This is a genomic window from Nocardia arthritidis (genome assembly GCF_011801145.1).
GTDB lineage: Bacteria > Actinomycetota > Actinomycetes > Mycobacteriales > Mycobacteriaceae > Nocardia > Nocardia arthritidis_A.
This window is the reverse complement of record NZ_CP046172.1, coordinates 3,276,252-3,302,396: the sequence shown is the minus strand read 5'-3', so window position 1 is coordinate 3,302,396 and position 26,145 is coordinate 3,276,252. Positions and strand designations below refer to the sequence as shown.

Annotated in this window: 25 protein-coding genes; 10 read left to right on the top strand and 15 right to left on the bottom strand. The window is 68.3% G+C overall.

Annotated features, from left to right (window positions below; translation table 11 throughout):
* Positions 1 to 100: 100 nt before the first annotated feature.
* From F5544_RS14710 to cobC, 5 genes are all read right to left on the bottom strand, one after another.
* Complete coding sequence (locus F5544_RS14710) at positions 101 to 1,231, bottom strand: bifunctional RNase H/acid phosphatase (RefSeq protein WP_167473717.1); 1,131 nt, start codon at positions 1,229 to 1,231, stop codon at positions 101 to 103.
* Positions 1,232 to 1,431: 200 nt separating this feature from the next.
* Positions 1,432 to 2,169: a zinc ribbon domain-containing protein gene (locus F5544_RS14705; RefSeq protein ID WP_167479200.1), complete on the bottom strand. Its 738-nt coding sequence runs from the start codon at positions 2,167 to 2,169 to the stop codon at positions 1,432 to 1,434.
* Positions 2,170 to 2,407: 238 nt separating this feature from the next.
* Positions 2,408 to 3,052: a hypothetical protein gene (locus F5544_RS14700; RefSeq protein WP_167479199.1), complete on the bottom strand. Its 645-nt coding sequence runs from the start codon at positions 3,050 to 3,052 to the stop codon at positions 2,408 to 2,410.
* A gap of 768 nt (positions 3,053 to 3,820) precedes the next feature.
* Complete coding sequence (locus tag F5544_RS14695) at positions 3,821 to 4,942, bottom strand: Nif3-like dinuclear metal center hexameric protein (protein WP_167473716.1); 1,122 nt, start codon at positions 4,940 to 4,942, stop codon at positions 3,821 to 3,823.
* A gap of 382 nt (positions 4,943 to 5,324) precedes the next feature.
* Complete coding sequence (gene cobC, locus F5544_RS14690) at positions 5,325 to 6,437, bottom strand: Rv2231c family pyridoxal phosphate-dependent protein CobC (protein ID WP_275107032.1); 1,113 nt, start codon at positions 6,435 to 6,437, stop codon at positions 5,325 to 5,327.
* Here cobC and F5544_RS14685 point away from each other — a divergent pair.
* Together F5544_RS14685 and F5544_RS14680 are read left to right on the top strand one after the other, a co-directional pair.
* The gene (locus F5544_RS14685; RefSeq protein ID WP_167473714.1) at positions 6,407 to 6,916 is read left to right on the top strand and encodes a low molecular weight protein-tyrosine-phosphatase; all 510 of its coding nucleotides are present in this window, start codon (positions 6,407 to 6,409) and stop codon (positions 6,914 to 6,916) included. The two genes, cobC and F5544_RS14685, sit on opposite strands and share 31 nt — an antisense overlap.
* Before the next feature lie 2 nt (positions 6,917 to 6,918).
* Positions 6,919 to 7,806: an SURF1 family cytochrome oxidase biogenesis protein gene (locus F5544_RS14680; RefSeq protein ID WP_167479198.1), complete on the top strand. Its 888-nt coding sequence runs from the start codon at positions 6,919 to 6,921 to the stop codon at positions 7,804 to 7,806.
* A 170-nt stretch (positions 7,807 to 7,976) separates the two neighbouring features.
* Here F5544_RS14680 and F5544_RS14675 read toward each other — a convergent pair whose 3' ends face one another.
* Both F5544_RS14675 and F5544_RS14670 read right to left on the bottom strand, forming a co-directional pair.
* Positions 7,977 to 8,921 carry a cobalamin biosynthesis protein gene (locus F5544_RS14675; protein WP_167473713.1) on the bottom strand — a complete coding sequence of 315 codons (945 nt, stop codon included), beginning with the start codon at positions 8,919 to 8,921 and terminating at the stop codon, positions 7,977 to 7,979.
* 54 nt (positions 8,922 to 8,975) lie between these two features.
* Positions 8,976 to 9,632 carry an MspA family porin gene (locus F5544_RS14670; protein ID WP_238847244.1) on the bottom strand — a complete coding sequence of 219 codons (657 nt, stop codon included), beginning with the start codon at positions 9,630 to 9,632 and terminating at the stop codon, positions 8,976 to 8,978.
* Positions 9,633 to 9,981: 349 nt separating this feature from the next.
* Here F5544_RS14670 and sigJ point away from each other — a divergent pair, with 349 nt between their 5' ends.
* Positions 9,982 to 10,923 (top strand): RNA polymerase sigma factor SigJ, encoded by a 942-nt coding sequence (gene sigJ, locus F5544_RS14665; protein WP_238847243.1) that lies wholly within the window; start codon positions 9,982 to 9,984, stop codon positions 10,921 to 10,923.
* Position 10,924: 1 nt separating this feature from the next.
* Here the strand turns inward: sigJ and ald are convergent, their stop codons facing one another.
* On the bottom strand, positions 10,925 to 12,040 hold the full coding sequence (gene ald / locus F5544_RS14660) for an alanine dehydrogenase (RefSeq protein ID WP_167473711.1): 1,116 nt from the start codon (positions 12,038 to 12,040) through the stop codon (positions 10,925 to 10,927).
* 343 nt (positions 12,041 to 12,383) lie between these two features.
* Positions 12,384 to 13,553, bottom strand: a complete 1,170-nt coding sequence (locus F5544_RS14655) for an MFS transporter (RefSeq protein ID WP_238847242.1) — start codon at positions 13,551 to 13,553, stop codon at positions 12,384 to 12,386.
* Between the two features lie 78 nt (positions 13,554 to 13,631).
* On the opposite strand from F5544_RS14655, the gene F5544_RS14650 reads away from it, so the two are divergent.
* Positions 13,632 to 14,516, top strand: a complete 885-nt coding sequence (locus F5544_RS14650) for an AraC family transcriptional regulator (protein WP_167473710.1) — start codon at positions 13,632 to 13,634, stop codon at positions 14,514 to 14,516.
* A gap of 53 nt (positions 14,517 to 14,569) precedes the next feature.
* Here the strand turns inward: F5544_RS14650 and F5544_RS14645 are convergent, their stop codons facing one another.
* Positions 14,570 to 15,331 (bottom strand): MBL fold metallo-hydrolase, encoded by a 762-nt coding sequence (locus F5544_RS14645; RefSeq protein ID WP_167473709.1) that lies wholly within the window; start codon positions 15,329 to 15,331, stop codon positions 14,570 to 14,572.
* 72 nt (positions 15,332 to 15,403) lie between these two features.
* On the opposite strand from F5544_RS14645, the gene F5544_RS14640 reads away from it, so the two are divergent.
* From F5544_RS14640 to F5544_RS14625, 4 genes are all read left to right on the top strand, one after another.
* Complete coding sequence (locus tag F5544_RS14640; RefSeq protein WP_167473708.1) at positions 15,404 to 16,381, top strand: GlxA family transcriptional regulator; 978 nt, start codon at positions 15,404 to 15,406, stop codon at positions 16,379 to 16,381.
* 9 nt (positions 16,382 to 16,390) lie between these two features.
* Entirely contained in the window at positions 16,391 to 16,906 is a 516-nt protein-coding gene (locus F5544_RS14635) for a gamma carbonic anhydrase family protein (RefSeq protein WP_167473707.1), read from the top strand.
* A 132-nt stretch (positions 16,907 to 17,038) separates the two neighbouring features.
* On the top strand, positions 17,039 to 17,224 hold the full coding sequence (locus tag F5544_RS14630; RefSeq protein ID WP_167473706.1) for a hypothetical protein: 186 nt from the start codon (positions 17,039 to 17,041) through the stop codon (positions 17,222 to 17,224).
* Positions 17,225 to 17,349: 125 nt separating this feature from the next.
* Positions 17,350 to 17,973: a TetR/AcrR family transcriptional regulator gene (locus tag F5544_RS14625; RefSeq protein WP_167473705.1), complete on the top strand. Its 624-nt coding sequence runs from the start codon at positions 17,350 to 17,352 to the stop codon at positions 17,971 to 17,973.
* A 1-nt stretch (position 17,974) separates the two neighbouring features.
* Here the strand turns inward: F5544_RS14625 and F5544_RS14620 are convergent, their stop codons facing one another.
* The gene (locus F5544_RS14620; protein ID WP_238847241.1) at positions 17,975 to 20,449 is read right to left on the bottom strand and encodes an Eco57I restriction-modification methylase domain-containing protein; all 2,475 of its coding nucleotides are present in this window, start codon (positions 20,447 to 20,449) and stop codon (positions 17,975 to 17,977) included.
* A 109-nt stretch (positions 20,450 to 20,558) separates the two neighbouring features.
* Here F5544_RS14620 and F5544_RS14610 point away from each other — a divergent pair, with 109 nt between their 5' ends.
* Positions 20,559 to 20,921: a hypothetical protein gene (locus F5544_RS14610; protein WP_167473704.1), complete on the top strand. Its 363-nt coding sequence runs from the start codon at positions 20,559 to 20,561 to the stop codon at positions 20,919 to 20,921.
* Positions 20,922 to 20,957: 36 nt separating this feature from the next.
* Here F5544_RS14610 and F5544_RS14605 read toward each other — a convergent pair whose 3' ends face one another.
* Together F5544_RS14605 and F5544_RS14600 are read right to left on the bottom strand one after the other, a co-directional pair.
* Positions 20,958 to 21,566 (bottom strand): TetR/AcrR family transcriptional regulator, encoded by a 609-nt coding sequence (locus F5544_RS14605; protein ID WP_167473703.1) that lies wholly within the window; start codon positions 21,564 to 21,566, stop codon positions 20,958 to 20,960.
* Complete coding sequence (locus F5544_RS14600) at positions 21,554 to 22,423, bottom strand: class I SAM-dependent methyltransferase (RefSeq protein WP_203217562.1); 870 nt, start codon at positions 22,421 to 22,423, stop codon at positions 21,554 to 21,556. Before F5544_RS14600 ends, F5544_RS14605 begins: the two co-directional genes overlap by 13 nt.
* Before the next feature lie 79 nt (positions 22,424 to 22,502).
* On the opposite strand from F5544_RS14600, the gene F5544_RS14595 reads away from it, so the two are divergent.
* Positions 22,503 to 23,195, top strand: coding sequence for a SanA/YdcF family protein (locus F5544_RS14595; protein WP_167473701.1), 693 nt, complete (start codon positions 22,503 to 22,505; stop codon positions 23,193 to 23,195).
* Positions 23,196 to 23,265: 70 nt separating this feature from the next.
* Here F5544_RS14595 and F5544_RS14590 read toward each other — a convergent pair whose 3' ends face one another.
* A complete protein-coding gene (locus tag F5544_RS14590) occupies positions 23,266 to 24,699 on the bottom strand; it encodes an acyl-CoA carboxylase subunit beta (RefSeq protein WP_167473700.1) in 1,434 nt (477 codons plus the stop codon).
* A 194-nt stretch (positions 24,700 to 24,893) separates the two neighbouring features.
* Positions 24,894 to 26,144 (bottom strand): KasA/KasB family beta-ketoacyl-ACP synthase, encoded by a 1,251-nt coding sequence (locus F5544_RS14585; protein WP_167473699.1) that lies wholly within the window; start codon positions 26,142 to 26,144, stop codon positions 24,894 to 24,896.
* Position 26,145: the final 1 nt, after the last annotated feature.

Sequence of the window (26,145 nt, the reverse complement as noted above, 5' to 3'; positions counted from 1 at the left end):
GGCAGGTGAAAGCCCGGGAACGCGGAACCAGCTAGTGTTCAGTTATCACAGTTTTTCTGGTGAATCAGGGCTACAGCAATGTGGGGCGCGCCACACGGCTCTATAGGTACGAGGTGTCGTTGACCGATCGCACCGACGACCCGCCATCCGGATAGAACTCCGCGATGGATAGCGACGCCAGGTCCAGATGCAGACGGTACAGCAGCGCGGGACCGACTCCCAGTGCCAGCTGCAACAACGTTTTGATCGGCGTGACGTGGCTCACCACAACGACATTCGTGCCCGGGTGCAGCGCCACCAGATCGCGGCGCACCGCCTCCACCCGCTCGCGGACCGCGTCGAAGCTCTCGCCGCCCGGCGCGGCCACGGCGGGATCGCCGAGCCAGCGCGCGTGCAACTCCGGATCCCGTTGCGCCGCCTCGGAAAAGGTCAACCCTTCCCATTCGCCGAAATCGGTTTCGATCAGGCCGTCCACCACCCGCACCGGCAGGTCGAGCGCCGCGCCCGCCGCCTCGGCGGTCGCCACGGCCCGATCCAGCGGCGACGATACGATCGCGGCGATATCCCCTTTCGCCGCAAGCATTTTCGCGGCACGCACGGCCTGTTCCCGGCCCAGCTCGGTGAGCGGCGGATTGCCGCGGCCGGAATACCGTCGCTGAATGGACAATTCGGTCTGGCCGTGACGCAGCAGCAGCAATCGGGTCGGCCGACCCGTCGCACCGGTCCAACCCGGCGCAGCGGCCGATTCCCTTGCCATGAGCGGGTTTTCGGCCGGGGCGCGCAGGTCCGCGCCGTTCGCCGCGCGCACCTCGTCGACCAGCGGCGCGTCATCCATCGCCAGATTCGCCAGCCGGTCGGCGTGCGAATTCTGTTCGCGCGGAATCCAGGTGAACGTCACGCGGTCGAATCCGGCGACCAGCGCCCGTGCCTGATCGGCCAACGGAATCATGGCCGCGTGCTTGACCTTCCAGCGCCCCGACATCTGCTCGATCACCAGTTTGGAATCCATCCGCACCGCGACTGTGCGGGCGCCCAACTCGGCCGCGGCCGCCAAACCCGCGATCAGGCCCCGGTATTCGGCGACATTGTTGGTCGTGACGCCCAGGCTCTCCCAGCGCTCGGCGAGTACCCGCACATGGTCGGCGTCATAGACCACCGCACCGTAGCCCGCCGGCCCGGGATTACCCCGCGAACCGCCATCGGCCTCGACGATCACCGAAAGTTCTGTCACAGACCGGATTCCTTCTCAACAACCACCGAAAAATCAGTCACAGACCGGATTCCCTCTCGACGATCACCGACACTTCTGTCACAGACCGGATTCCTTCTCGACGACCACCGACAGCTCAGTCACAGACCAGATTCCTTCTCAGCAATCACCGACAGCTCAGTCACGAACCGGACTCTTCTCAACAGCCACCAAAAAATCAGTCACAGACCGGATTCCCTGGTGCGCACCATGATCGCGCCGCATTCGGGGCAGCGCACGATCACCTCGGGCGCCGTCTTGGCGATTCTGGCGAGCTCGCCGCGGTCCAATTCGATCCGGCACGCGCCGCATTTGCGGGCCTGCAGCAGCGCGGCGCCGACACCGTGCTGGGCCCGCTGCTTGTCGTATATGGCGAGCAGTTCGGCCGGGAACAGCCCGATCAGGCCGGCCCGCTCGCCGTCGCAACGGCCCTGCGCCACTTCGAGATCCGCGAGCGCCTCATCGCGTTGGCGTTCCGCGTCGGCCAGATCGGCCTCGGCTTTGCTGAGCCGGGCGCCCGCGTGCTCGTGATCGGCGGCCGACGCCTCGCGCCGCTCCATCACCTCGAGCAGTTCGTCCTCCAGCACCGAGCGGCGCCGCTCCAGACTGCCGAGCTCGTGCTGGATATCCGAATACTGTTTGGCGCCAACCGATCCCGCGTCGAGCAGGCCACGGTCGCGCTGCTCGCGCTTGCGCACCGCGTCCACCTCGCCCTCCAGCTTGCGGATATCGCGGTCCAGGTCGTCGAGCACGATCTCCACCGCGACCGCGGCGTCCTTCTGCGCATTGCGCTCGGCTTCCAGCCGCGCCACCTCCTGCTGCTCGGGCAGCACGGCGCGCCGGTGCGCGATCCGCGTCAGTTCGGCGTCGACGGCGGCGAGCTGGAGCAGCTTGGCCTGGACGGATGGTTCGACATTCAACGCGGACAAACTCCTGCACGCTATGGACGGGTCGGGTCCTCAACCGTACCTCGCGCACCGACCCGTCCGGCTCCTGGCCACCCGGCACGGGCGGTAGTTAATTTCCGGCACCCATAATTTCAATGGCCGGCATTGCGCTCAACAGTCGACACTGCGCTCAACAGTCGACACTGGGCTCAATGGCCGGAACTCCGATCAACGGCCGACGCTCCGATCAACGGCCGACACCACGCGTTGCTCAATGACCAGCACCGCGCGTTTTGATCGCATCACGCGAGATATAGACGTCGTAATCGCCCGGCATCGAGATCACCGCATTGCCGTATGCCGAGCGGACGAACGGATCGGTCCACCACTTGCCCGACCGCATATCGCTGAAGAAGTCCTGGTCGTCGCCGTTCAGGAAGATCTGGTGCTGGCTGGTGGCCACCCCGTCCAGCCGCTGGCCGTACAGCCGCGACACCTTGTACCCGGAGTGGAAACCCAGCGCGTTCACCCACGGCTCCAACTCGACGATATTGGCCTGCAGCACCCACAGATCGCCCTCGACCTGATAGGTCTTGCGCTGTTCCGGATGCTCGTCGTCGCCGTACAGGGTGAGGTCTATCTTCAGCTGGTGATCCTGGCCGGGCACCGCGCTCGCCACCACGTGCGCGGCCTTGATCTCGCCGGTCAGACCGAGATAGGTCTGCATCAGCGTGGCCACCCACAGCAGCACCACCGCGGTGAGCAGCAGCACCAGCCCGCTCGCGCCGCGTCCGATGAGCACCCGCAGCCCGACCTTGCGCACCCGCAGGATCGCCGTCACCAGCAGCGCGAGCCCGACCACGATGATGAGAATCAGGCCGACTTGCACGAACCCGAATTCCACCGGGAAATTCATGCGGTAGTTGTACCCCGGTACGGCGGCATCACTCGGCAGACCCGCCAGATCGGATCCGAACACGCCAAGACACGCCGCGCACTACCTTTTCGAGCCAACCGCCCCCGGATCGGTGCACAAGGTTGAGACGCGCGTCCCCAACTCTGGGATGACATTGCGGACCACGCGCTGCACCTGTGCGCACCAAGGGAATTCGGTGGACCCACCCGGCCGGAGCCGCGACATCAGCTCTTCGCCCCGACTGTCTATGGATCAGTACGCACGCTCGAAACCATAGGTCTCCACTCCGGGAGCGCATTACAGACCACGCTTCTGCGCGTGCGCACGCCAATGGGCTCACCCGGCCAGGGTCGCGGCCCTTCGCCCTAACCGTCCACGGACCAGTACGCACGCTCGAAACACGGGTCTACAACTCCGCCATGGCATTGCGGACCACGCGCTGCGCCTGCGCACGCCAAGGAAACTCAGCGAGCTCACCCAGCCGGGGCCGCGGCATCAGCTCTACGCCCGACTGACCCCGGATCGATACGCACGCTCGAAACGCGCGTCTCCAGCTCCGGCAGCACGTTACTGACCACCCTGCGCCTGCGCACACCAGGAAACTCAGGGCTCACCCGGCCGGGCCGCGGCATCAGCTCTTCGCCCCAACTGTCCACGGATCGGTACGCACGCTCGAAACGCGCGTCTCCAGCTCCGGCAGCACGTTACTGACCACCCTGCGCCTGCGCACACCAGGAAACTCAGGGCTCACCCGGCCGGGCCGCGGTATCAGCTCTTCGCCCCGACCGTCCACGGATCGGTACGCACGTTCGAAACGCGCGTCTCCAACTCCGGCATGGCATTACCGACGACGCTCTGCGCCTGGGCGCACCATGGGAATTCAGTAGCCCAGTGGGCGGCGTCGACCAGGGCGGGGCCGCCCCTGCGAAGCCGTTCGTCGACCGGATGGTGGCGTAGGTCCGCGGTGACGTACGCGTCGACGCCGAGGCGCGCGACGGTGTCGAGATAGGAGTCACCCGCACCGCCGCACACCGCGACCGTGTAGACGGCGCGGTCCGGGTCGCCCGCGGCGCGCACGCCCCACACGGTGGGCGGCAGCGCGGCCGCGACGCGTTCGGTGAAGGTGCGCAACGATTCCGGCTCCGGCAGGTTGCCCACTCGGCCGATGCCGACCGGCGCAGGTAGTAGCGCGCGTTCGCTGATGTGATAGGCCGGAGATTCGTACGGGTGCGCCGCGCGCAGGGCGCCGAGCACGGCCGCGCGCACCGAGGGCGGCGCGATCACCTCCAGGCGCTCCTCGTCCACCCGCTGCAGTTCGCCGTGCGAGCCGATCGCCGGATTCGCCTCGGCCATCGGCCGGAACTGTCCGACCGCGGGCACCCGCAGCGCACAGTCCCGATAGTCGCCGCTGCCGCCCGCACCAGCGGCGAACATGGCCGCCAGCACCGCATCGCTGTGCGAGCTGGGTACCTGGACGACCCAATTGTCAACGGGCGCCTCGGGTTTCGCGTCGAGCGGGCCGGTGACGGTGAGCCCGAGCGCCCCGGCCAGCGCGTCCGAGACCCCCGGATCGGCGGAATCGGCGTTCGTATGCGCGGTGAACAGCGCGCAGCCCGCACGGATGAGCCGGTGCAGCAGCGCGCCCTTCGGCGTATCGGCGGCCACCGTGTCGACGCCGCGCAGCAGCAGCGGATGATGCACCACCAGCGCCTGCGCGCCCCACGTGACTGCCTCGTCCACCACGCCCGCGGTGGCGTCGACCGCGAACAGCACGCGGGTCACCTCCTCCGCCGGATCGCCGCACACCAGGCCGACGGAATCCCAGGATTCGGCCAGCCGCGGCGGATACGCCGCATCGAGTACGCCGATGAGCTCGCCCAACGTCGTCACCGCTCAGCCTCCTTCGTTCATTTCGGTCGACAACTCTGATCGACAACAACACCCGCGATCAACGACACCACCCACGTCGACGACCCGCCCTCCGATCGACGGCACCATCGCCGATCGACGGCACAATCCGCGACCGACCGCACAATCCGCGACCGACCGCACAATCCGCGACCGACCGCACAATCCGCGACCGACCGCACAATCCGCGACCGACCGCACACCCTCCGACCGACCGCACACCCTCCGACCGACCGCACACCCTCCGACCGACCGCACACCCTCCGACCGACCGCACACCCTCCGACCGACCGCACACCCCTCCGACCGACCGCACACCCTCCGACCGACCGCCTTCCGATTGACGCCGCCGACAACACAACCATCACAAACCGACCGCTGCGATCGCCGCAATCAACCGGTCCACCGCCTGCGCGTCCCGTACCGCGACGCGCAGATGATTTTGATCCAGCCCTGGAAATGTATCCGCCCGCCGCACCGCGATACCGAGGTCGATCAATCGTTTGCGCAGCAGTTCACCGTCCGGCACCCGCAGCAGGAGGAATGGCCCCTCGGCCGGCGTGTGCACCGCGACACCCAGCTCACGCAGGCGCTCGATCATCGAAGCACGTTCGGCCGCAATAACTTTCGCGGAACGTTCGGTCTCGGCGACGGCCGAGGGCGTCGCCGTGGCCGCGATCGCCTCCAATTGCAGTGTGCCGAGCGGCCAGTGCGCCCTGCCGTGTGCCAGCCGGGCGAGCAATTCCGGTGCGCCCAACCAGTATCCGCAACGCAATCCGGCCAGCGCCCAGGTCTTGGTCAGGCTGCGCAATACGAGCACATCCGGAAATGACCGGCGGGCAAGCGATTCGGGCTCCCCGGCAACCGCGTCGGCGAACGCCTCGTCCACCACCAGCACCCGGCCCGGTCTGCGTAACGCGAGAATCGTTGCGGCGCAATGCTGTACCGAGGTCGGATTGGTCGGGTTGCCGAGCACCACCAGATCCGCGTCCGCCGGAACCAGTGCGGGATCGAGTAGGTACGGCGCGTCGAGCAGCACCCGGGTGACCGCAATGCCCGCCTCGCGCAGCGCCAGCTCCGGTTCGGTGAACGAGGGATGGATCACCGCGGCCAGCCTGGGCGCCAACCGCGGCAGCATCGCGAAACCCTCGGCCGCACCGGCCAGCAGCAGCACCTGCTCCGGCGTCCGGCCGTGCCTGGCCGCCACCGCCGTCCGCGCCGCGAGTTCCTCGGCGGCGTCGGGATACCGTCCCAGCTCGCCCAACCGGGCCGCGAGCCGGGCGCGCAACCAGTCCGGCGGCGCGGCGGCGCGCACGTTCACCGCGAAATCGAGCAGTCCCGGCCGGGCCGCGACATCGCCGTGATAGCGCAGCTTCGCGTGGTCGGCGCTGTTCCCTGCCATGACAGCACACCCTACGTGGCGCTGTAGTAGAGGCACCGGCCAGAATGTCTGTCGTGGGTGAGCTGCACGTGTCATTCGTGTGTACCGGCAATATCTGTCGTTCTCCGATGGCGGAGAAAATCTTCGCCGCGCAACTACACCGCGCCGGTCTGGCCGACCGGGTGCGGGTGAGCAGCGCGGGCACCACCGCATGGCATGCGGGCGAGGAGGCCGATCCGCGCACGAATTCGACCCTGCGCGAACACGGTTACCCCACCGGGCACAGCGCGGCGAAACTCGACGTCGACCATCTCAGCGCCGACCTGCTCGTCGCCCTCGACCGCGGGCACGACCGGGATCTGGCCCGGCTCGGCGTCCCGCCGGACCGGCATCGGCTGCTGCGCAGCTTCGATCCGTCCGCCGACGGCCCCGACGTACCCGACCCCTACTACGGCGACCTGTCCGATTTCGAGCTGGTGCGCGAACAGATCGAGGCGGCCGTGCCCGGCCTGCTCGCCTGGGTCCGCGCCGCGCTCGGCGACACCCCCGAGACCACGAAGGGCGGGCACCGCTGATGCTGCGCCGACTCTCCTTCCTGCTGCGCCCCAGCTGGGTGATCCTCGCGATCATCGTGATCGCCTTCGCCTACCTGTGTTTCACCGTGCTCGCGCCGTGGCAGCTGGGTAAGAACACCACCACCTCACACCGCAACCAGCTCATCGCCGATTCGGTGCACGCCGACCCGGTCGACGTGCTCGCCGCCGCCGACGGCAGGGTTCAGGTGCACGAATGGCAGCGGGTCACCGCCAACGGCGCCTACCTGCCCGATTCCACGGTGCTGGTCCGCCTGCGCCATCTCGACGACAAGCCCGCCTACTCGGTGCTCGGCGCGTTCAAACTCGACGACGGGCGCATCGTGCTCGTCGACCGCGGTCTCGTCGCCGCCGTCAACGGCACCCGCCCGCCGGAGATCGCCGCCCCGCCCTCGGGTCCGCAACGCATCGAGGGGCGAATCCGGGTGGCGGAGGGCGTGATTCCCGGTAAGGACCCGAGCGTCCAGGACGGGTACCGCCAGGTGTACTCGATCGACGTCACCCAGGAGATGACGACGCTGCAACTACCGCTCACCGCGCTCCCCGGCGGTGACCGCGGCGGCTACCTGCAACTCGAATCGGGCCAACCCGGCGCCTTCACCCCCGACCCGCTCCCCCAACTCGATTCGGGCCCCTACCTCTCCTACGGGTTGCAGTGGCTCGCCTTCGGCATCATGGCACCGCTCGGGCTCGGGTATTTCGTCTACGCGGAGATCCGGGAGCGCCGCAAGGAAAAAGGCAGCGCGAAGGGCGAATCCGGCTCTGCGTCAACGGAACCCGTGAACCCGAAGCCGGAACCCCAAGCCCCCGAACCGAAACCGGCGCCGACGGCCACCGAAACACGGCTGGCTGATCGATACGGTCGGAAGTAAGTCGCGAATCGCGCACACCAATTGGTTTCCCGCGCCACCTACCACGCGCGCGGGAAGCTGAAACCTGCGCCGGAACAGCGTCATTCGGATGCGAAACCGGAACGCCGCAAGCCACCTCGGGCGATCCGTACATCTTCGCGGCGCAACCACCTATCAGGCGCATCGATCACTCACCTGTTGATCCGAGCACCTAACGGACACAATCCAACTGCCGCCCAAAGCGCCGCGCCGAGAACAGCAGCCACCTGCACCCCCTCCGAAATCAGCACAGCCCGGCGCAGATCCGAAATACCGGGCGCGGGACCGTCGCCCAGCGTCGGACGCAGTTCTGTGCCGTACCGATACTGGGTGCGCCCGCCCAACCGCACGCCGAGCGCACCGGCCATGGCGGCCTCCGCGACACCGGCGTTCGGGCTCGGATGTTTCACCGCGTCGCGCCGCCACGCCCGCAGCGCATCGGCGGGCCGCCCGCCGATCAACGGCGCGAGTGCCGCAGTGAGCAGGCCGGTGATCCGGGCCGGAATCAGGTTCGCCAGGTCGTCCACCCGCGCGGCGGCCCAGCCGAAACGCAGATAGCGCTCGTTGCGGTAGCCGATCATCGCGTCGAGGGTGTTGATCGCGCGGTATGCGAGCAGCCCTGGCACCCCGGCCACCGAACCCCACCACAGCGGTGCGACGGCGGCGTCCGAGGTGTTCTCGGCGACGGATTCCAGTGCGGCCCTGGCCAATCCGTCGGCATCGAGCACGTCGGGATCGCGTCCGCACAGCGATGGCAACAGCGCCCGCGCACCGGCCAGATCGCCCGCTTCGAGCCGGTCGGCCATCGCCCGGCCGGTGCGCGCGAGCGTATGCCCGCCGAGCACGGTCCAGGTGGCCAGCGCGGTGGCCGCGATGCCGCCGCGGCGCAGCAGCACACCGAGTCCGGCGACCGCGCCGACCGCGATCGCCTCGTGCAGTACGCCGGCCGACCGTCGGTCGGCATATGTTATGGCTTCGAGTTTGCTTGCCGCCGTGCCGAATCCGGCCACCGGATGCCGGCGCCGCGGATCACCGAAGGCGCGGTCGAGCGCGAAGCCGAGCAGCAGCCCGGCGGCAGTCGAGGTCCCCGTAGACACCGGGCGAGGGTAGCGGGTACCCCTACCCGGCGTCGCGAGTGGTCGGTTGGACGCTCAGAGCGTCATCGGGTCACCGTAGACGGTGACCGCGTGGTCGGCGGCGGAGGTCTTGATGGTCGCGGTGGCGAAGGAGCGCAGCGTCACCGGCCCCGCGCAGGCGTCGACCTTGATCTCCACCTGTTCGGCCGCGATCGAAGCACGCTGGCCGGCAAGGGGTTTGGTGCCGAAGACAATGGTGGTGATAGTGCCGGGCTTCAACGTGGTCTGCATGGTCGGGATCACCGCGGCCGAGCCGCCGACGGTCACGCCGGGCGTCCCGCCGACGGTGACGCCGACATTCGGGCCGAACGAGAAGCCGAGGCCGAGTTGCAGGCCGCTCGACACATCCACCTGACAGCCGAGTTGGTAGCCGAACGCGATATCGCCCGCGTCCACCTTGTGCTTGCCCGCGCCGTGGTATTCGGCGATCCCCTTGAGCGAGACGAACCCTTCGCGGGTGGTCGGGGTCGAGGCCAGGTTGGGGTACCGGTCGAGGGTTTCGGCGGTCTTGGTGACGGTGAGATCCCAGCCGTCATCGGTCTGTGTCGTGCGCGATTTATCGGCGGCCACCTCGGCGGCGGCCGAGCCGGAGCCCATCAGCAATCCGGTCGTTACCAGGGTGGCCAGCCCTGCGACGGCGATACTTCCTCGGCGAATTCCAGCCAGGTTCATGGGGGTGTTCTTCTACTTTCCGCTCGCTACGCGCTGATGAACCCAGCTGCGTCCTCAAAGGGTGATGGATCAAGTGAAACTTCCCTGGCTATCATTTGGCAACAATTGATAGGCCCGGTGAGCTGCCCAAACCGGGCGGCATTTCATTCCCCAGCCGGTTATGGCCAGATTTATTAGCCGTACGACCGTTTTGTGATATGCCACACCAGAAACCGCCGCACCGGCCGAATGTGACCCGGCGCACCGAATTTCGGCCGCGATGTCACACTGGACCGTCCCGCGTCGTCACCCGGATGACCCACTCCTAAACTCGGCCTCGACAGGCCAGGCACGACGAACGGCGACAGCAGTGAATTCCGAGCAACGACCGCACTCGACCGATCGGGCCGAACTGGCCCGCCAGTTCGAGGAGCACCGCCCCTACCTGCGCAGGCTCGCCTACAGCACGCTCGGCAGCCTCGCCGATGCCGACGACGTCGTACAGGAGGCGTGGCTTCGGCTACAGCGCCAGCAGGACGCGGGCAAGGCGGGCGAAATCGATAACCTGCGCGCCTGGCTCACCACCGTCACCGGCCGGCTCGCCCTCGACTACCTCGGCTCCGCCCGTGCCCGCCGCGAGCAATATGTCGGCGAATGGCTGCCCGAACCGGAGGTGACCACCATCGACGATCCGGCCGACCGGGTCACCCAGGACGAGCGGGTCACCACCGCGCTGCTGGTCGTGCTCGAATCCCTGTCCCCCGCCGAGCGCACCGCGTTCGTGCTGCAGGATGTGTTCGGCATGAGCGGCCCGGAGGTCGCCAAAGTGGTCGGCCGCACCCCCGCCGCGGTGCGGCAGCTCGCCTCCCGCGCCCGCAAGCGGGTCGAGGAGGGCACGCCGCGCTTCCCCGCCTCGGCGGACGAACAGCAGAAGGTGGTTTCGGCGTTCGCGGTCGCTTGGCGCTCAGGCGATTTGAGCGCGCTGCTCGGCGTGCTCGACTCGAACGTCAGCCTCGCCGCGGACGGCGGCGGCAAGGTGCCCGCCATCCGGCAGCCGGTGCGCGGCGCCGAGCTGGTGGCCAAGATGCTGCTCGGTTGGTACCACGCGCCGTCCGCTCAGGGTGCGTGGGGCCGCGCGGTGCTGGTCAACGGCGAACCGGGCCTGGTGGTGTTCGACGGCACGCATACCGGCGTTTTCTCGTTCACCGTCGACGGCGGCCGCATCGTCGCCATCAACGTCATCCGCAATCCGGAGAAGCTGCGCGATCTGCCGACCGACGGCGACCCCGACTGGTATCTCAACGCGCGGTAGCTCAGCCGACCAGGCCGACCGGCCGCGGCGCCGAATATCCGTGCGCCGCGGCCACCTCCACCGAGCGCAGCACGCCCGCGTCGGCCGTCAGCCCGTGCGCCAGCTCGGGATTCGCCGAGCACGCCACCTTCCAGCCCTGCGTCGCAATGGCTTTCACATAGGGCAGGGTCGCGTTGGTGAGCGCGACGGTGGAGCTGTGCGGGACCGCGCCCGGCATATTCGCCACGCAGTAGAACAGCGAATCCGCCACCCGGAAGGTCGGATTCGCATGCGTTGTCGGATGCGATCCGGCAAAACAGCCGCCCTGATCGATGGCGATGTCCACCAGCACCGAACCGGGGCGCATGGCGGCGACCAGCTCGTTCGAGACCAGTTTGGGCGCACGCGCACCCGGCACCAGCACCGACCCGATCACCAAATCGGCTGCCAGCACCGCCTTTTCGAGTTCGGCCGCATTGGAGGCCAGCGTGCTCACCCGGCCGCGGAACCGGACGTCGAGTTCGCGCAGACGGGCCAGGTTGGTGTCCAGCACGGTGACTCGCGCGCCCATACCCGCCGCCACCGCGGCGGCGTTCGCGCCCGCCACACCGCCGCCGATCACCACGACATCGGCGGACCGCACCCCCGGCACCCCGCCCAGCAGTACACCGGAGCCGCCGAGCGGGGCCATCAGGTGATAGGCGCCGACTTGCGCGCCGAGCTTGCCCGCGACCTCGCTCATCGGCGCGAGCAGCGGCAGCGAGCCATCGGCGGCCCGCACCGTCTCGTAGGCGATCGCGGTGATGCCGGAGCGCAGGATCGCGTCGGTGCATTCCCGCGACGCGGCCAGATGCAGGTAGGTGAACAGCACCTGCTCCGACCGCATACGCGAATATTCAACGGGGATAGGCTCTTTCACCTTCAACACCAGATCCGCGGCCCACCAGACCCGATCCGCGTCGGCCGCGAGTGCCGCGCCCTTCGCGGTGTAATCCGAGTCCGCGAAACCGGATCCGACGCCCGCCCCGGTTTCGACCAGAACCTCGTGCCCGAGCGCCACCAGCTCACCCGCACCCGCGGGCGTCAGCGCGACCCGGAACTCCTGCTCCTTGACCTCCCGCGGCACTCCGATTTTCATACGGTCATCGTGGACCACCGGACCACCCCGCGCCACGACCGCCGCGCCGGTGTCGCACCCTGCCAACACCCGGTCCCATCAGCGATGTTTTTCTGCGCACCGCGCGCAGGCGGGGTCGCCGCGCCGCGAGCGACACGGCGCTCCCGATGCGACGACCACGCCAGCACGATCGCAGTCCCGAGGCGATACACAACACTGGCCCATCGCGGCGGGCACCGCGCAAAGCCCCGATCGGCGATGCACGATGCGAGCACCTCAGCGTTCCGGCTGGGGCAGCACCCACGCCAGCACAATCGCGGCCAATGGGAGGCAGCACAGCTCGGCAACGCACGATGCGAGCACCTCAGTGTTCCGGCTGGGGTAACACCCACGCCAACACGATCGCGGCCAATGGGAGGCAGCACAGCACAGTCAGCACAGCCTGCGGGCCGTGCGCGTCGGCGATCGCGCCGAGCACCGGTGCGGCCAGTCCGCCGATGCTGATGGCCAGTCCGAGGGTGACCCCGGCGGCGGTGCCCGGGCGGCTGGGCAGATAGTCCTGCCCGAGTTTGACCAGCACCGCGAACGGAATATTGGTCGCGACACCGGCGAGCACCGCGAACACCAGTCCCAGCTGCGGATTGGGTATCACGCGCAGTGCGACGAGCGCGGGAATCGCCGCGACACTGCCGATTTGAATGGTGCGCAGCATGCCGAGCCGGTCGGCGAGCCTGCCGCCGGCGAGGGTTCCGCCCACACCGCCGACCAGGAATGCCGTCAGCGCGACGCCGCCCAACGACTGCGATGCGCCCAGATGCCGGATCCAGTACAGCGCGATGAAGGTGTTCACGCCGAAGGCGATGACCGACCGGACCACCGCGAGCGCGCTGAGCATCAGGAACGGCACCCACCGATCCCGGCCGGTGACGGCTTTGCCCGTGGCGGCCTGCTCCACCTGCCGCAGCTGATGCCGCCAGAGCAGGAATCCCATCAGCACCGCGGGCGGTATGAATATCGCCGTCGCGCCGACACCCCAGGCCACCAGCGCTGGCGTCGCGAGCGCCGGCGCGAGGAAGAAGCCGATGCTGCCGCCCACCGCGAAAAGGCTCATTCCGGTGGCGCTCGCACCCGCCGCCCGTCGCGCGTCCCGGCCCGCCGCCGGATGGAATGCGGCGACACCGACACCCGAGAGCAGCAGCAACATCCACACCAGCGAATAGCCGGGCGCCAAACCCGCGAGCCCGGCCCCGAGCCCGGCCAGGCTCATCCCGGCGGGAGCCAGCCAGAGCAGTCGACGCCGATCGGCGAGCACGCCCAGGATCGGTTGCGGCAGTGAACTTCCCAGTGTCGCCGCCAACGCGAGCCCGGAGGCGGCGACGTAGCTGTAGTGCCGCTCCAACACGAAGAACGGAATGCTCGCAGGCACCAGTCCCTGATAGAAATCGTCGACCGCGTGCGCGGCCACCCAGTAGCGCATCCGGTGCAATAGCGCCCAGCGGCCCGCCGCAGGCGTGACCGCGACCTGTGTTGCCATCACCAACCCTCCATTCGTCCCACGAATCGGAGCGTAGGTGGGCAACGACTGGGCGGGCTTCCGATAAAATGCCAATTCATGTCGATAATCGGCCACGAGCCGGTGCTCAACAGCGAGCTACCCGCTGCGACCCGGACCCGCACGGTGCAGGCGGGCGACCGCATCGAGCGGCATCGGCATCCCGAACATCAGCTCGTCTATCTCAGCTCCGGCGTCGCCGAAATACGCACCGCAGGAGGCAGCTGGCTCGCGCCGACGGACCGGGCGATCTGGATTCCCGGGGGCTACTGGCACGAACACCACTTCTACGGCCCGACCAGATTTCACACCGTGGCCTTTCCGCTCGACCAATCCCTAGGCGGCACAACGCCTTCGGTGCTCGCGGTGCATCCGCTGCTGCGTGAGCTGATCATCGCGTGCTCGATGCCGGGCCCGCTGCCGGACGAAGAACTGCGGCGGATGCGGCAGGTGCTGCTCGACCAGCTGAGGCGCAGCACCGAACAACCGCTGCGCCTGCCCGTCGCCACCGACGAAAGGTTGCGCCGCGCTTGCGAATTGATCGAAGACGACCTCACCGTCGGCTGGTCGCTCGCCGAGCTCGGTCACCGGGTCGGCGCGGCCGAGCGCACCCTGTCCCGCCTGTTCCGCACCGAATTCGGGATGACCTATCCGCAGTGGCGCACCCAACTGCGCCTGCACCGCGCCGTCCAACTGCTGGCCGACGCGGTACCGGTCACTGTGGTCGCGCACCGCTGCGGATGGGCGACCCCGAGCGCATTCATCGACGTCTACCGCCGCACCCTCGGGCACACGCCGGGCTCGTATCGCAGTGCCCGGGAATCGGATTCGCCATCGACCTACGCATTGCCCCGACTCACCCGCGAGCCCGGCGCGCAACCGCCCCGGGGACGAACGATCGCCCCGGAGCCCGATACCCCGACCGCACACCGATCACCGAAGTGATATCCGAGGCAGCCGATTCCACACGAAAACTGTTGTACGACAGATGATTCGGATCACACAGCGAATACCTTGCCCAGCGGCGGGACGTGCAGTTGGGTGGCGCGTCCGGCGTAGCCGAAGTTCCGTTCCAGGTAGTCGAGCGATTCGCTGAAGTGCGCCCATCCCTCGGCGTGTATCGCGATGATCGCCGCGTCGCCGAGCAGTTCGGCGGCCTCGACCGCGGTGCGCCCGTTGAGGGTCAGATCGATATCGCCGAACCGGCCGACGTTCGCCGCGCCGATGTTCAGGATCGCGACATCGATCCGCTCGAACCGCTCGGCGATCTGCCGGACCAGGTCCACCGAGGCATTGTCGCCCGAGAAGTACACGGTGGGCTGTCCGTCGGCCTGCAGGACGAATCCGGTGACCGTGCCCGTCAAAGGCTCGCACCCTTCCGGCCCGTGCAGTGCGGGCACCCAGGTGACCGTGACGTCGCCGATCTTCACCGACTCCCAATTCGCCAGTCCCCGAACGCCGTTCATCCGTCCCGCGGCCTCCGGTGTGGACAGCACGGTTTCGACGGTGCCCAGGAATTCCCGCCCGGATTCGTCGAGGTTGTCGGCGTGCTCGTCGTGCGAGAGCAGCACCACGTCCACCGGCCCGATCTCGTCCACCGGCACCGCGGGCCCGGTGAGCTTGTGCAGCGTGACGCCGCCCTGGTAGTCGCGCGGCTCGTCGAAGGTGGGATCGGTCAGCCAGGTCAGCCCGCCGTATTCGAAGCGCAGGGTCGGCCCGCCGATGTGCAGGGCCGTCAGCTGGACGTTGTTCGTACTCATGACATGAATCCTGCGCCATGGCGAATCCTCGGCAAAAGTGGCCCGCAGGCCGCGTAACGCTAAGATCAGGCCATGCGCACCGTGGCCGTACTCGCCTTCGACGGCAACAGCCCGTTCCATCTGTCCGTGCCCGCGCTGGTGTTCGGACGCATCGGCGTGGAAGGAAAAGCCCCCTACCGCATCGAAATCTGCGCCGAACGCCCCGGAAGCCTTTCCACCCCGGCCGGATTCGAGATCGTCGTGCATCACGGGCTGGAGAGCTTCGCCACCGCCGATCTCGTGGTGATCCCCAGTTGGCCACGCGGCCAAGATATCTCCGACGAACTGCGCGCCGCATTGCACGGCGCACACGCCCGCGGCGCCCGCATCGTCGGACTGTGTCTCGGCGCCTGGGTGATCGCGGCCAGCGGCCTGGCCGACGGCCGCGAAATCACCACCCACTGGGCCTCCGCGACGGAATTGGCCCGCGCCTACCCGGCGGTCCGGGTGCGCGCCGACACGCTGTGGACCGATCTCGGCGACGTGGTCACCTCCGCGGGCGTCGCCGCCGCACTCGACTGCTGCCTGCACCTGGTGCGCGCCGACCTCGGCAGCCGGGCCGCGACGGAGCTGGCCCGCTCCCTGGTCACCGCGCCGCACCGCAGCGGATCTCAGGCGCAATACATTCCCGTCGCGGTGCCCGACGCCGCGGACGACGACCCGATCGAGCGCGCGATGGTCTGGGCCAGAACACATCTCGGCGATCCCATCGACCTCGACGGCTGGGCGGCGGTCGCGCTCATGTCCCGGCGCACCTTCACCCGCCGGTTCCGCGAACGCACCGGCGACAGCCCGCAGCAGTGGCTGCTGCACCAGCGCGCCGACCGCGCCCGCCTGCTGCTCGAATCCACCGACGACACCGTCGACCGCATCGCCGCGGAAACCGGATTCGGCACCGCCGTCAGCCTGCGCCACCACTTCCACCGCATCCTCGGCACCAGCCCGGCCGCCCATCGCGCGCTGTTCCATCTCGCGGAGCCGAATGACCGGGGCACCCGGCCGTACCGCTAGGTTCTAGCTATGCAGCTCGAGGTAGGCGGGTTCACGCCGGAAATTGACGAGGGCGCCTGGCTCGCGCCCAATGCGACGGTGATCGGACGCGTGACGCTCGCCGCCGAGGTCAGCGTGTGGTACAGCGCGGTGATCCGCGGCGATATGGAGGCCATCGCGATCGGCGAGCGCACCAATATCCAGGACGGTTGCGTACTACACGCCGACCCTGGCTTCCCGCTCACCGTCGGCAGCGGAGTTTCGGTGGGGCACAACGCGATCCTGCACGGCTGCACGGTCGGCGACGATGTCCTGGTCGGCATGGGCGCGACCGTTCTCAACGGCGCGGTGATCGGCGCGGGCAGTCTCATCGCGGCCAATGCGCTGATTCCGGAGGGCGCGCAGATCCCGCCCGGATCCCTGGTCGCGGGCGTGCCGGGCAAGGTGCGCCGCGAGCTGAGCGAGGCCGAGCAGGACGGGATCCGGCTCAACGGCGCGGTATACGTGCACAACATGGCGAATCACCGGGCCGCACGGACGGTGTGACTCAGCACACACAGGCCGGACGTCCCATCGGAATCATTGGTAACATGCTGCCAGCGTTCCCGGTGGCCACGGGGCTTGCGCCGAATCCGCCGGGAGGTGGGAACGCGAGCGTGCAGGGCAGGAGGTTTCACGGTGGCGTACGGGCAGGACAGTATGCACCGGCCGGTGGGGCGGATCAGCGTGGCCGATATCGCGGCCCAACCTGGTGGCATCGAGGCATTACAGCGCAGGGTTCACGAATTGCGTTCCCGCGGCGTCGATTTCGCGGCCAATGCGATCGAGCAGGAAATGGTGGCGCTGGATCTTCCGCGTCCGTGACGGGCCGATCGGCCCGGAACTCGGCTGCGGCCATCCCCCGGATGAAATAATGAACGGCAATCATCCGCACCGTCGCGCGCCGCATCCCCGGGGATCGGCTGCCGCGCCGAATGACTGGAGAGCCGATGCCGACCGTTCCGTCCATGCTGCAGCGCATCCTTGACAAACCCGTCGCCGACGGTGAAAAGCTGTTGGAGAGCGCGCTGTCGGCGTTCCTGGACTTCGGCATCAAACGCACCAGCATGGGTGAGATCGCCCGCCGCGCCGGGATCAGCCCGGCCACCCTGTACCGCCGCTTCGAATCCAAGAACGAACTCGTCGAGGCGGTCAGCGTGCGCGAGGCGCAGCGCTTCGTCGCCGAGATCGACAAGCGGGTACAGGGCGTCCAGGGCAGCGACGAACAGCTGGTGGAGATCTTCGTCGCCTTCATCACCGCCATCGCGGGCAACGAACTGCTGCGCAGACTGCTGCGCACCGAACCCGAACTCATCCTGCCCCGGCTCACCACCGACGCCGGGCCGGTGCTGGCCGTCGGCCGCGGCTACCTGGCCGAAAAGCTGCGGGAATTGCGCGACGCCGGTGGCGTCGACGATTTCGACGCCGAGCTGGTCGCCGAAATCATGGCGCGCCTCGCGCTTTCGCTCGCGCTGACCCCGGACGGGCTCATCCCGATCGAGGACGCCGAGGCCGGGCGGAACTTCGCGCGGCGCACCCTGCTGCCCATGGTCGGGGTGCGCGCCCCGGCCTGATTCACCGTAGACCGAAGGCGGCCGACACCCGCTCGTCGAGTTCGCCGAGCGCGTCCGCGTCCGGCGCTGCCGAACCATCGGCGAGATCCCTTGCGAGGGCGATGATTTCCGCCGCGGCCGACGCCGCCGGATCCGGCAGCGGCAACCGGGAAACGTATTGCGTGATCCATCTGCGCCGCCCCGAATAGAGGCGGTTGCCGCACACCGCGTCGTAGAACCGCAGCCCGAGCGCCGAATTCGCCACGCCCATCAGCAGATACGCGAGCCGTTCCGCATCGCCCGCCTGCGCCAGATCGGTCAGCGATATCCAGTAGCAGTCCCCATTCACCACCGCACCGGAACGGTCCAGCGCGAACCGCGGCCGATCGCTGATATCCGGGAACACCACCTTCGGCGCCCGCCACAGATGCGGACGCTGCGGCACCCAGATCTCGAACCACTCCCGCCCGCCGGCGATCACATAGCCGCGGGCCGCCAACGTATCCTTGTGGGTCCGCAAATACTCTGCCGCACAAGGGAATTCCGCCAGATCGATCGGCGTGCGCACCGGCCGCGCCGTATCGTACGGATACAGCACCCTGGTGTCACCGGCCCGGCGCACCCGCCACGCCGCCACATCGTCGTGGGTTATCAGCGCCAGCAGTAGCGCGGCCTCCGGCCGCGGCACCCGCTCCCCCCACCGATCCGAGATGAACACCCGATCCGCGGTCGTCTTGATCCCCACCCGAATCCGCCCCACCTCCCCGAACGTCCGCCACGTCCGCGCACCTATCCGCCCAAGCCACGCATCCACCTCCGGCCGCGACATCCGCCAAGCCCCCTCACCCCCGGCCCGCATAACCGCGGGAAGCAACGCATCAACCGGCCGCACGAGCCCACGACCGGAAACCACTGCGGCAGAGACTTCATCGCTCGGATCCGCCGAATCCAGTGCATCAGCAGCCCCGGTGGTAGCGACGCCGCCCGACTCCACCGACACTGCCGCGTCGGCGCGGCCAGCCGATGCTGCCACGCATCCGGGCACTGCCCTATACTCTGTCGCCGAAAACGCTGCGGCAGTGGCTTCGTCGCCCGGATCCGCCGCACCCAGCGCATCAGCGCCACCGATCGGCTCTGCCGCGCTCCCCGGCACCGCGAGTCCGGCGGAAGCTCCTGCGGCAGCGGCAGTGTCGGTCGGACGAGCCGCTCCCAACGTATCCATGCGGCCAGCCGACGGGGTCACACTCCCCAGCCCGGCCATCGCCCCCGGTCCGGCCATCGACCCAGGTCCCGCCATCGACCCTGGCGCGGCACCTCCGGTGGTAGCGGTGCCGCCCGACTCCGCCGACACTGCCGCGTCGGCGCGGCCAGCCGATGCTGCCGCGCACCCGGGCACTGCCCTAGCCCCTATCGCCGAAAACGCTGTGCCAGCGGCTTCGTCGCGCGGATCCGCCGAATCCAGCGCATCAGCGCCACCGGTCGGCTCGGCTGCCGCGCTCCCTGGCACCGTGAATCCGGCGGAAGCTCCTGTGGCAGCGGCATTATCGTGCGACTCGCTCGAATCGGTTGTCGCGGGCAGATTCCCATCGCCGCCCTGCGAACAAGACTGTGCAGACGTCAGATCGGTCGTAGCAGCAGCGTTCATCCGCCCGAGCTCGCCGGTGGCCAGCAGGCCGACCTCAACTGCGAAGACCCGGCCGTTGTGCGCGACGACACCGCTGCTCTCGGCAACCAATGCCTCGAAAAGGTCTGCCGCGCAGGCGTTGCCGGTAGCCGGAATCTCGTATGCCGAGACGTAGCGGCAGGCGCGAGTGACCTCGCCGCGCGTCGCGATGGTCACGGCTGGCAGCACCGCCGCATCGAACAGTTTGGTGTCGCCGAGGTCGTACAGTTCGACCGGCGCCAATTCGGTGAGCAGCAGCCTGCGAATATTGGCACCGGCCCTGGTCGTGAGAAACCGGTTGGCGCAAAGCAATCCGAGCACACCGCCCGGTTCGAGCAGCCGGGGAATGGTCGCGACGAACGGGTGGGTCAGATCGATCCGGCCGCGCAGCCCGAAGCGCTTGGCCAGCAACTGCGCGGTCGCGCCACCCAGCTGCTGGGTGCGGACATACGGCGGGTTGGTGATGATCGCATCGAACGAGCCGTCCGCGAGATCCGCTGAGTCGAGCAGGAAATCACCTGTATGCCAATCGATTTCGATCCCAGCCTCGGCCGCACGGGCCCGCGCGACCGCGACCGCCGCCGGATCGAGATCGCAGCCCAGCAATTCCAGCCGCAGCCGGGGCAGCCGGGCCGCCGCCTCCGCGCACACCGCGAGCAGCAGTTCCCCATCACCGCATGCCGGATCGAGCACCCGTAGCGCATCGGCCCGCCGCGGGTCGAACACCGGAATATGCGCAAGCAACCGCCGCGCCAGGAACCGCGCAAGCGCGGGCGGCGTGTAATGCCGACCGTGCCGCTTCCGGTCCCGCCCGCCCGAGGCCTCGGATGCCATCCCTGGATTCTGCCGGGCCGCCCCCTATTCCGCGTTACGACGCGGCCGGAGAATACTGTGGGCGACTCCGGACGCCACCAACCTCGCCTCAGCCCACCTAGGATCCGCGATGAGCGCAACCGACCCGGTCTTCAGCCACGCCCACATCCTGTTCACGGCCGTTGTCACCGCCGCGATCACCGCACCCTTCGCTGTCTGGCGGTTGGGCCGTGCGGAATGGATCGATACAGTCGGTGTCACCATCGTCACCGGGGCGGCCACCTGGCTGTGGCGCACCAGCGCCAACCTGCCCCAGCTCAATACCGACGGCCTACCCGGCTTCTCCGCCAACGACTGGCTCGCCCCGGTACTCACCTATGTCCTGCTCTCGCTGTACGCCGCGCTGCGGCCACCACGAGATCTACACCGCTACAACCAAACCCGCGCCATCGCGGTTCTCGTCAGCCTCGCCGTCAATGTCATCACGATCTGAGCCGGGCAAACGACCGATCCGCGCAACCACTGCCGACTACTGTCCGGCAGCCGGCGCGACAGCTTCGACAACCAGATCGAGGGCGCGACGGTATCCGGCGATATCGATATCCGGTTCCCACGCCTGCTGCAGGATGAAGCCCTGGATGAGGGCCAGGGCGATGCGGGTGATCGCGTCGGCGTCGGCCCGGCCGGTTATCACACCCGCCGCCTGACCGGACCGGATCGCGTCGAGCGCCATGGTGCGCTGCGCGATGCCCTCGTCTACGCCGGGCCGCATCCGCTCGTTCACCAGCGATTCCGCCCACACCAGCACGCTGACCCGCCGCCGTCGCTGTTCGGCCGGATCGGCGAGCCAGTCGAAATAGGCGTCGAGGAAGGTGCGCAGCGCGGTGCGCGGATCGGCCGCCCGCAGCGCGGTCTCCAGCAGTTCGCGTTCGTGCCGATGCCGTTCGTCGGCGACCGCATCGATGATCGCCTCCTTGCTCGGGTACCAGCAGTAGACCGCGCCCGGACTCAGCCCGGATCGGCGGCAGATGTCCTGCATGGTGGTCGCGTGCAGCCCGCGTTCGGCGAAACAGTCGAGGGCCGCGTCGATGATGCGGCGGCGCCGCTCCCGTTCTGTCGCGGGCGTCAGGCGGGGCATGCGATCCGCGCCAGCGCCACCCGGTACAGCTCGGAGGCGCGGTCGGCGCGACCGCGCGGGCGAAAGTACCGATCTCCGGCCGCGGCCGTCGACTGCTCCCATATCAGCTCGTATCCGCGGGCGGCCAGGAATGCGCCGAGCCGGTCCGGGTCCAGGCCGAACGTCCATGGCTCGCCGACCCGCGCGACGCCGCGCAGCCACCGCTCGGCCTCGGGAAACGTTGCGGTGCCGTCGATTACACCGGCGTGCACATAGGTGAACACCAGCATGCCGTCCGGCCCGCCGACCCGGCGCAGCACGGCGAGCGTCCGGTCCACCGCGGCCGCGGTCAAATAGTTGGTGACGCCCTCCCACACGAACAGCGTGCGCCGCTCGCCGACGCCGCCCGCGCGCAATGCCGTTGCCAGATCATCGGTTTCGAAATCCACCGGCAGGAATCCGACGCGCCCGGTGTCGACGCCCGCCGCGCGCACGGCCGCCGCCTTCACGGCCTGTGTGCCCGCCCGATCGACCTCGACGATCCGCGCCCCACGCAGTTCCGGCAATCGCCAAGGCCTGCTGTCGAATCCGGCGCCCAGCACCACGATATCGCGCACGCCGCCCGCGACCAGTTCGACGATCGTGTCATCGATCAACCGCGTCCGCGCCACCGCCGATGGTCGCGGACCGGGAAAGGCCAGGTCGTACAGCCGCGCCACCAGAGAACCCGCCACCGGGATCCGGGCCATCCCGGCCAGCGCTCGCAACGGCGGGGACAGGAACCGCGTGGCCAAAGGATCGGTGAAGAGCCGGGATTCGGTGGGCCGCGCGGATTCCAGCGCCCGCTGGAATGCCATGGTCTGTGCCGTGAAACTCACCACAAACAGAATGTATATTCTGTTTGTATCGCCGTCCAGCGATAGCTGGCACACTCGTCGTATGGGATTTCGTGACCTCATGGCACGAAGTCGGGGGCGGATCCGGACCTGGCTTCGACTGCGCACTGTTCTTCGGCTGGCCGTCTTCGCGATCGCCGCGGCCGCACTCGTCGGATTCGGCTCGATCGCGTGGGTGCGTCATCAGGCGAGCGACGCCGAATATTCGCTCGACAACGTCCCCGCCGCCGAGGTGGCGCTGATTCCCGGCGCGCAGGTCTACGGCAACGGTCAGCCCTCCCCCTATCTGGCGGCCCGGCTGGACCTCGGCCGCCGTCTACTGGAGGCGGGCAAGGTGCGGGCGCTGCTGCTGACCGGCGACAACGGCACCAGCACCTATGACGAGCCGTCCGCGATGCGCGGATACCTGGTGCGAAAAGGCGTGCCCGCCAACAAGATAGCCCTGGACTACGCGGGTTTCAGCACCTATGAGTCGTGCGAACGCGCCCACCGGATCTTCGGCGTCCGGCAGGCGATCGTGGTGACCCAGGACTTCAGCCTGCCCAGAACCGTCGCGCTCTGCCGGAATGCCGGCATCGAAACCACCGGCGTCGGCGACGACACCCAACCACATAACTTCACCTACGAAAAGTGTTGGCTGCGTGACCAATTGGCGGCGACCAAGGCGGTCTTCGACATGGTGATCCATCCGGATCCGAAATTCCTCGGCCGCCAGGAGACCACCGTCCGCGACGCGATCAACGCGACGCCTTGACGCCCAGTCCTACCGAATAACGAAGTGGGCCCCGGAGAGTACCCGGGGCCCACTTCGTTCCCGCCGAGCCCTACAGCGGAATGTTCTTGTTGTGGCTGGCGCGCGCGGGCGCGGCGGCCAGGGCGGCGGCGATGGTGGACCGCGTCTTCGCCGGATCGATCACCTCGTCGACGACGCCGATCGCGATGGCCCGCTCGACACCGCCCGCGATGCGCTCGTGCTCGGCGGTCAACCGCTCGTGCAGCGCCTCCCGCTCCTCCTCCGGCGCGGCGGCCAGTGCCTTCTTGTGCAGAATGCCGACCGCGGCCTTGGCGCCCATCACCGCGACCTCCGAACCCGGCCACGCGTACACCGCGGTCGCGCCGAGCGAGCGGGCGTTCATCGCGATGTACGCGCCACCGTAGATCTTGCGGGTCACCAGGGTGACGCGCGGGACGCGGGCCTCGGCAAAGGCGTGCAGCAGCTTCGCGCCGCGGCGCACAACGCCCTCCCACTCCTGGCCGACACCGGGCAGATAGCCGGGCACGTCGGTGATCACCACCAGCGGGATGCCGAACGAATTGCACAGCCGCACGAAACGCGCTGCCTTCTCGGCACTTTCGGAGTTCAGGCAGCCGCCGAGCCGCAGCGGGTTGTTGGCGAGGACACCGACGGTGCGCCCGGCGAGGCGACCGAGACCGGTCACCATCGAGCGCGCGTATCCGCCCTGCATCTCCTCGAAGGTGGATTCGCCGTCGACGTTGTCGAGCAGTTCGTGCACGATCGGCTTCACGTCGTATGCGCGCTTGGCCGAGGCGGGCAGCATCGCCTTCAGGTCGACATCGCCGTGTTCGGCGGCCACCAGGTCGAATTCACCCTGCTCGGCGAACATCGAGACCAGCCGACGCGCGCGGTGTACGGCATCGGCCTCGTCGTCGGCGACGATATGGCATACGCCCGACTTCTTGCCGTGCGTGACCGGGCCGCCGAGGGTCTCCATATCGACGTTCTCACCGGTCACCGAGCGCACCACGTCCGGACCGGTCACGAAGACCCGGCCCTCCGGGGCCATGATCACGATGTCGGTCAGCGCGGGACCGTACGCGGCGCCACCCGCGGCGAAACCTAGCACCACGGAAATCTGCGGGACCAGCCCGGAGGCGCGAACCATCGCCTCGAATACCAGGCCGACCGCGTGCAGGGCCTCGACACCCTCGGCGAGCCGGGCGCCACCCGAATGCCAGATGCCGACCACCGGAATACCGGAATCGATGGCGGTGTCGATGGCGTCGACGATGTGCTTACAACCCTCGACGCCCATAGCGCCGCCCATCACGGTGGCGTCGGAGCAGTAGGCGACGGTGCGCACACCGTCCACCTCGCCGACGGCGGCCAGCACACCGGACTTGTCGCGGGGGTGCAGCGGAAGAACAGTGCCGGGATCGAAGAAGCGCTGCAGCCGGCCGAGTGGATCGCGCGGGTCGGTCGCAGTTTCGGCATGAAACGCGGGAGCAATGATCGTCATCGCGTCTTCTCCATCCTCACTGAGTAGGCCGCAACGGCGGCTGCGAAAGTCTAATCCCGGTGGGGCCGAACGCCTTTGGCGTCCGACCCCACCCCGGATCTGTGGTGAGTCGCCCCGGTCCGCGCGGGTCAAGCCCGGAGGCGGCAGCCTGCGTAACCACGTAGGGCTCCCGCGTGGACCGAATCAAACACGGCCTAAGCCCGACCGAAGGTAAGCGCGACGTTGTGCCCACCGAACCCGAAGGAATTGTTGATCGCGTACTCGATCTCCTGGCGGCGAGCCTCGCCGTGAACCACGTCCAGATCGATCTCTGGATCCTGGTTCTCCAGGTTCAGCGTCGGCGGGACGATCCCGTCCCGGATGCTGAGCACGGTGAGAACCGATTCGAGCGCACCGACGGCGCCGATCGAATGGCCGAGCGCCGACTTCGGCGCGTAGATCGACGCGTGATTGCCGACGGCCTTGTTGATCGCGTTCGCCTCCGCGGTGTCGCCGATCGGCGTCGCGGTGGCGTGCGCGTTGATGTGGGTGATGTCCTTCTTGGTCAGACCCGCGGTCTGCATCGCCCTGGTCATGGCCCGCGCCGCACCCTCGCCCGACGGCTCCGGCGCGACAAGGTGATATCCGTCCGAGGTGATGCCCGCACCGAGCAGCCGCGCGTGGATCGTCGCACCGCGCGCCTTGGCGTGCTCCTCGGTCTCGATGACCATGAGCGCACCCGCCTCGCCGAAGACGAAGCCGTCCCGATCCTTGTCGAACGGGCGCGACGCGCTCTTCGGGTCGTCGTTGCGGGTGCTCATCGCCCGCATCATCGAGAAGGCCGCGATCGGAATCGAATCGATGTAGCCCTCGACGCCACCGGTGACGACCATATCGGCGTCACCCATGACGATCATTCGCCAGGCGTTGGCGATGGCCTCGGAGCCGGACGAGCATGCCGAGACCGGAGTGACCACTCCCGCCCGGGCCTTCAGTTCGAGACCGACGACGGCCGACGGGCCGTTCGGCATGACCATCTGAACAGCAAGCGGCGAAATCTTGCGATAGCCACCGTTCTTCAGTTTGTCGACCGAATCGATCAGCGCGTCGGCGCCGCCCAGCCCGGTACCGATGGCCACACCCAAACGTTCGGGGTCGACCTCCGGGCTGCCCGCGTTCTTCCACACCTCACGTCCGAGCACGATCGCCAGCCGCTCGACATATGCCATGCGACGGATCTCGACTCGATCGAGCAGTGTGTCCGGGTTCACCTTCAGGTGTCCGCCGATGCGGACCGGAAGGTTGTATTCCTCGATGAAGGAATCCTCGAGAGCCTCGATCCCGCTCTCGCCGTTGAGGAGTCCCTTCCACGTCGCATCGACGTCACCCGCGATCGACGTGGTCGCCGCCAGGCTAGTTACGACGACGTTGGGGAAGTTCCCGTTCAAGGTGGAAGGAGTGGTCACA

Bases quoted from the DNA above. Each gene is read 5' to 3' on its own strand.
- F5544_RS14700 (WP_167479199.1), bottom strand. From the start codon at position 3,052: ATGAATTTCCCGGTGGAATTCGGGTTCGTGCAAGTCGGCCTGATTCTC.
- F5544_RS14685 (WP_167473714.1), top strand. From the start codon at position 6,407: ATGTCTGTCGTGGGTGAGCTGCACGTGTCATTCGTGTGTACCGGCAAT.
- cobC (WP_275107032.1), bottom strand. From the start codon at position 6,437: ATGACACGTGCAGCTCACCCACGACAGACATTCTGGCCGGTGCCTCTA.
- F5544_RS14670 (WP_238847244.1), bottom strand. From the start codon at position 9,632: ATGAACCTGGCTGGAATTCGCCGAGGAAGTATCGCCGTCGCAGGGCTG.
- ald (WP_167473711.1), bottom strand. From the start codon at position 12,040: ATGAAAATCGGAGTGCCGCGGGAGGTCAAGGAGCAGGAGTTCCGGGTC.
- F5544_RS14655 (WP_238847242.1), bottom strand. From the start codon at position 13,553: ATGGCAACACAGGTCGCGGTCACGCCTGCGGCGGGCCGCTGGGCGCTA.
- F5544_RS14650 (WP_167473710.1), top strand. From the start codon at position 13,632: ATGTCGATAATCGGCCACGAGCCGGTGCTCAACAGCGAGCTACCCGCT.
- F5544_RS14645 (WP_167473709.1), bottom strand. From the start codon at position 15,331: ATGAGTACGAACAACGTCCAGCTGACGGCCCTGCACATCGGCGGGCCG.
- F5544_RS14640 (WP_167473708.1), top strand. From the start codon at position 15,404: ATGCGCACCGTGGCCGTACTCGCCTTCGACGGCAACAGCCCGTTCCAT.
- F5544_RS14635 (WP_167473707.1), top strand. From the start codon at position 16,391: ATGCAGCTCGAGGTAGGCGGGTTCACGCCGGAAATTGACGAGGGCGCC.
- F5544_RS14625 (WP_167473705.1), top strand. From the start codon at position 17,350: ATGCCGACCGTTCCGTCCATGCTGCAGCGCATCCTTGACAAACCCGTC.
- F5544_RS14620 (WP_238847241.1), bottom strand. From the start codon at position 20,449: ATGGCATCCGAGGCCTCGGGCGGGCGGGACCGGAAGCGGCACGGTCGG.
- F5544_RS14610 (WP_167473704.1), top strand. From the start codon at position 20,559: ATGAGCGCAACCGACCCGGTCTTCAGCCACGCCCACATCCTGTTCACG.
- F5544_RS14605 (WP_167473703.1), bottom strand. From the start codon at position 21,566: ATGCCCCGCCTGACGCCCGCGACAGAACGGGAGCGGCGCCGCCGCATC.
- F5544_RS14595 (WP_167473701.1), top strand. From the start codon at position 22,503: ATGGCACGAAGTCGGGGGCGGATCCGGACCTGGCTTCGACTGCGCACT.
- F5544_RS14590 (WP_167473700.1), bottom strand. From the start codon at position 24,699: ATGACGATCATTGCTCCCGCGTTTCATGCCGAAACTGCGACCGACCCG.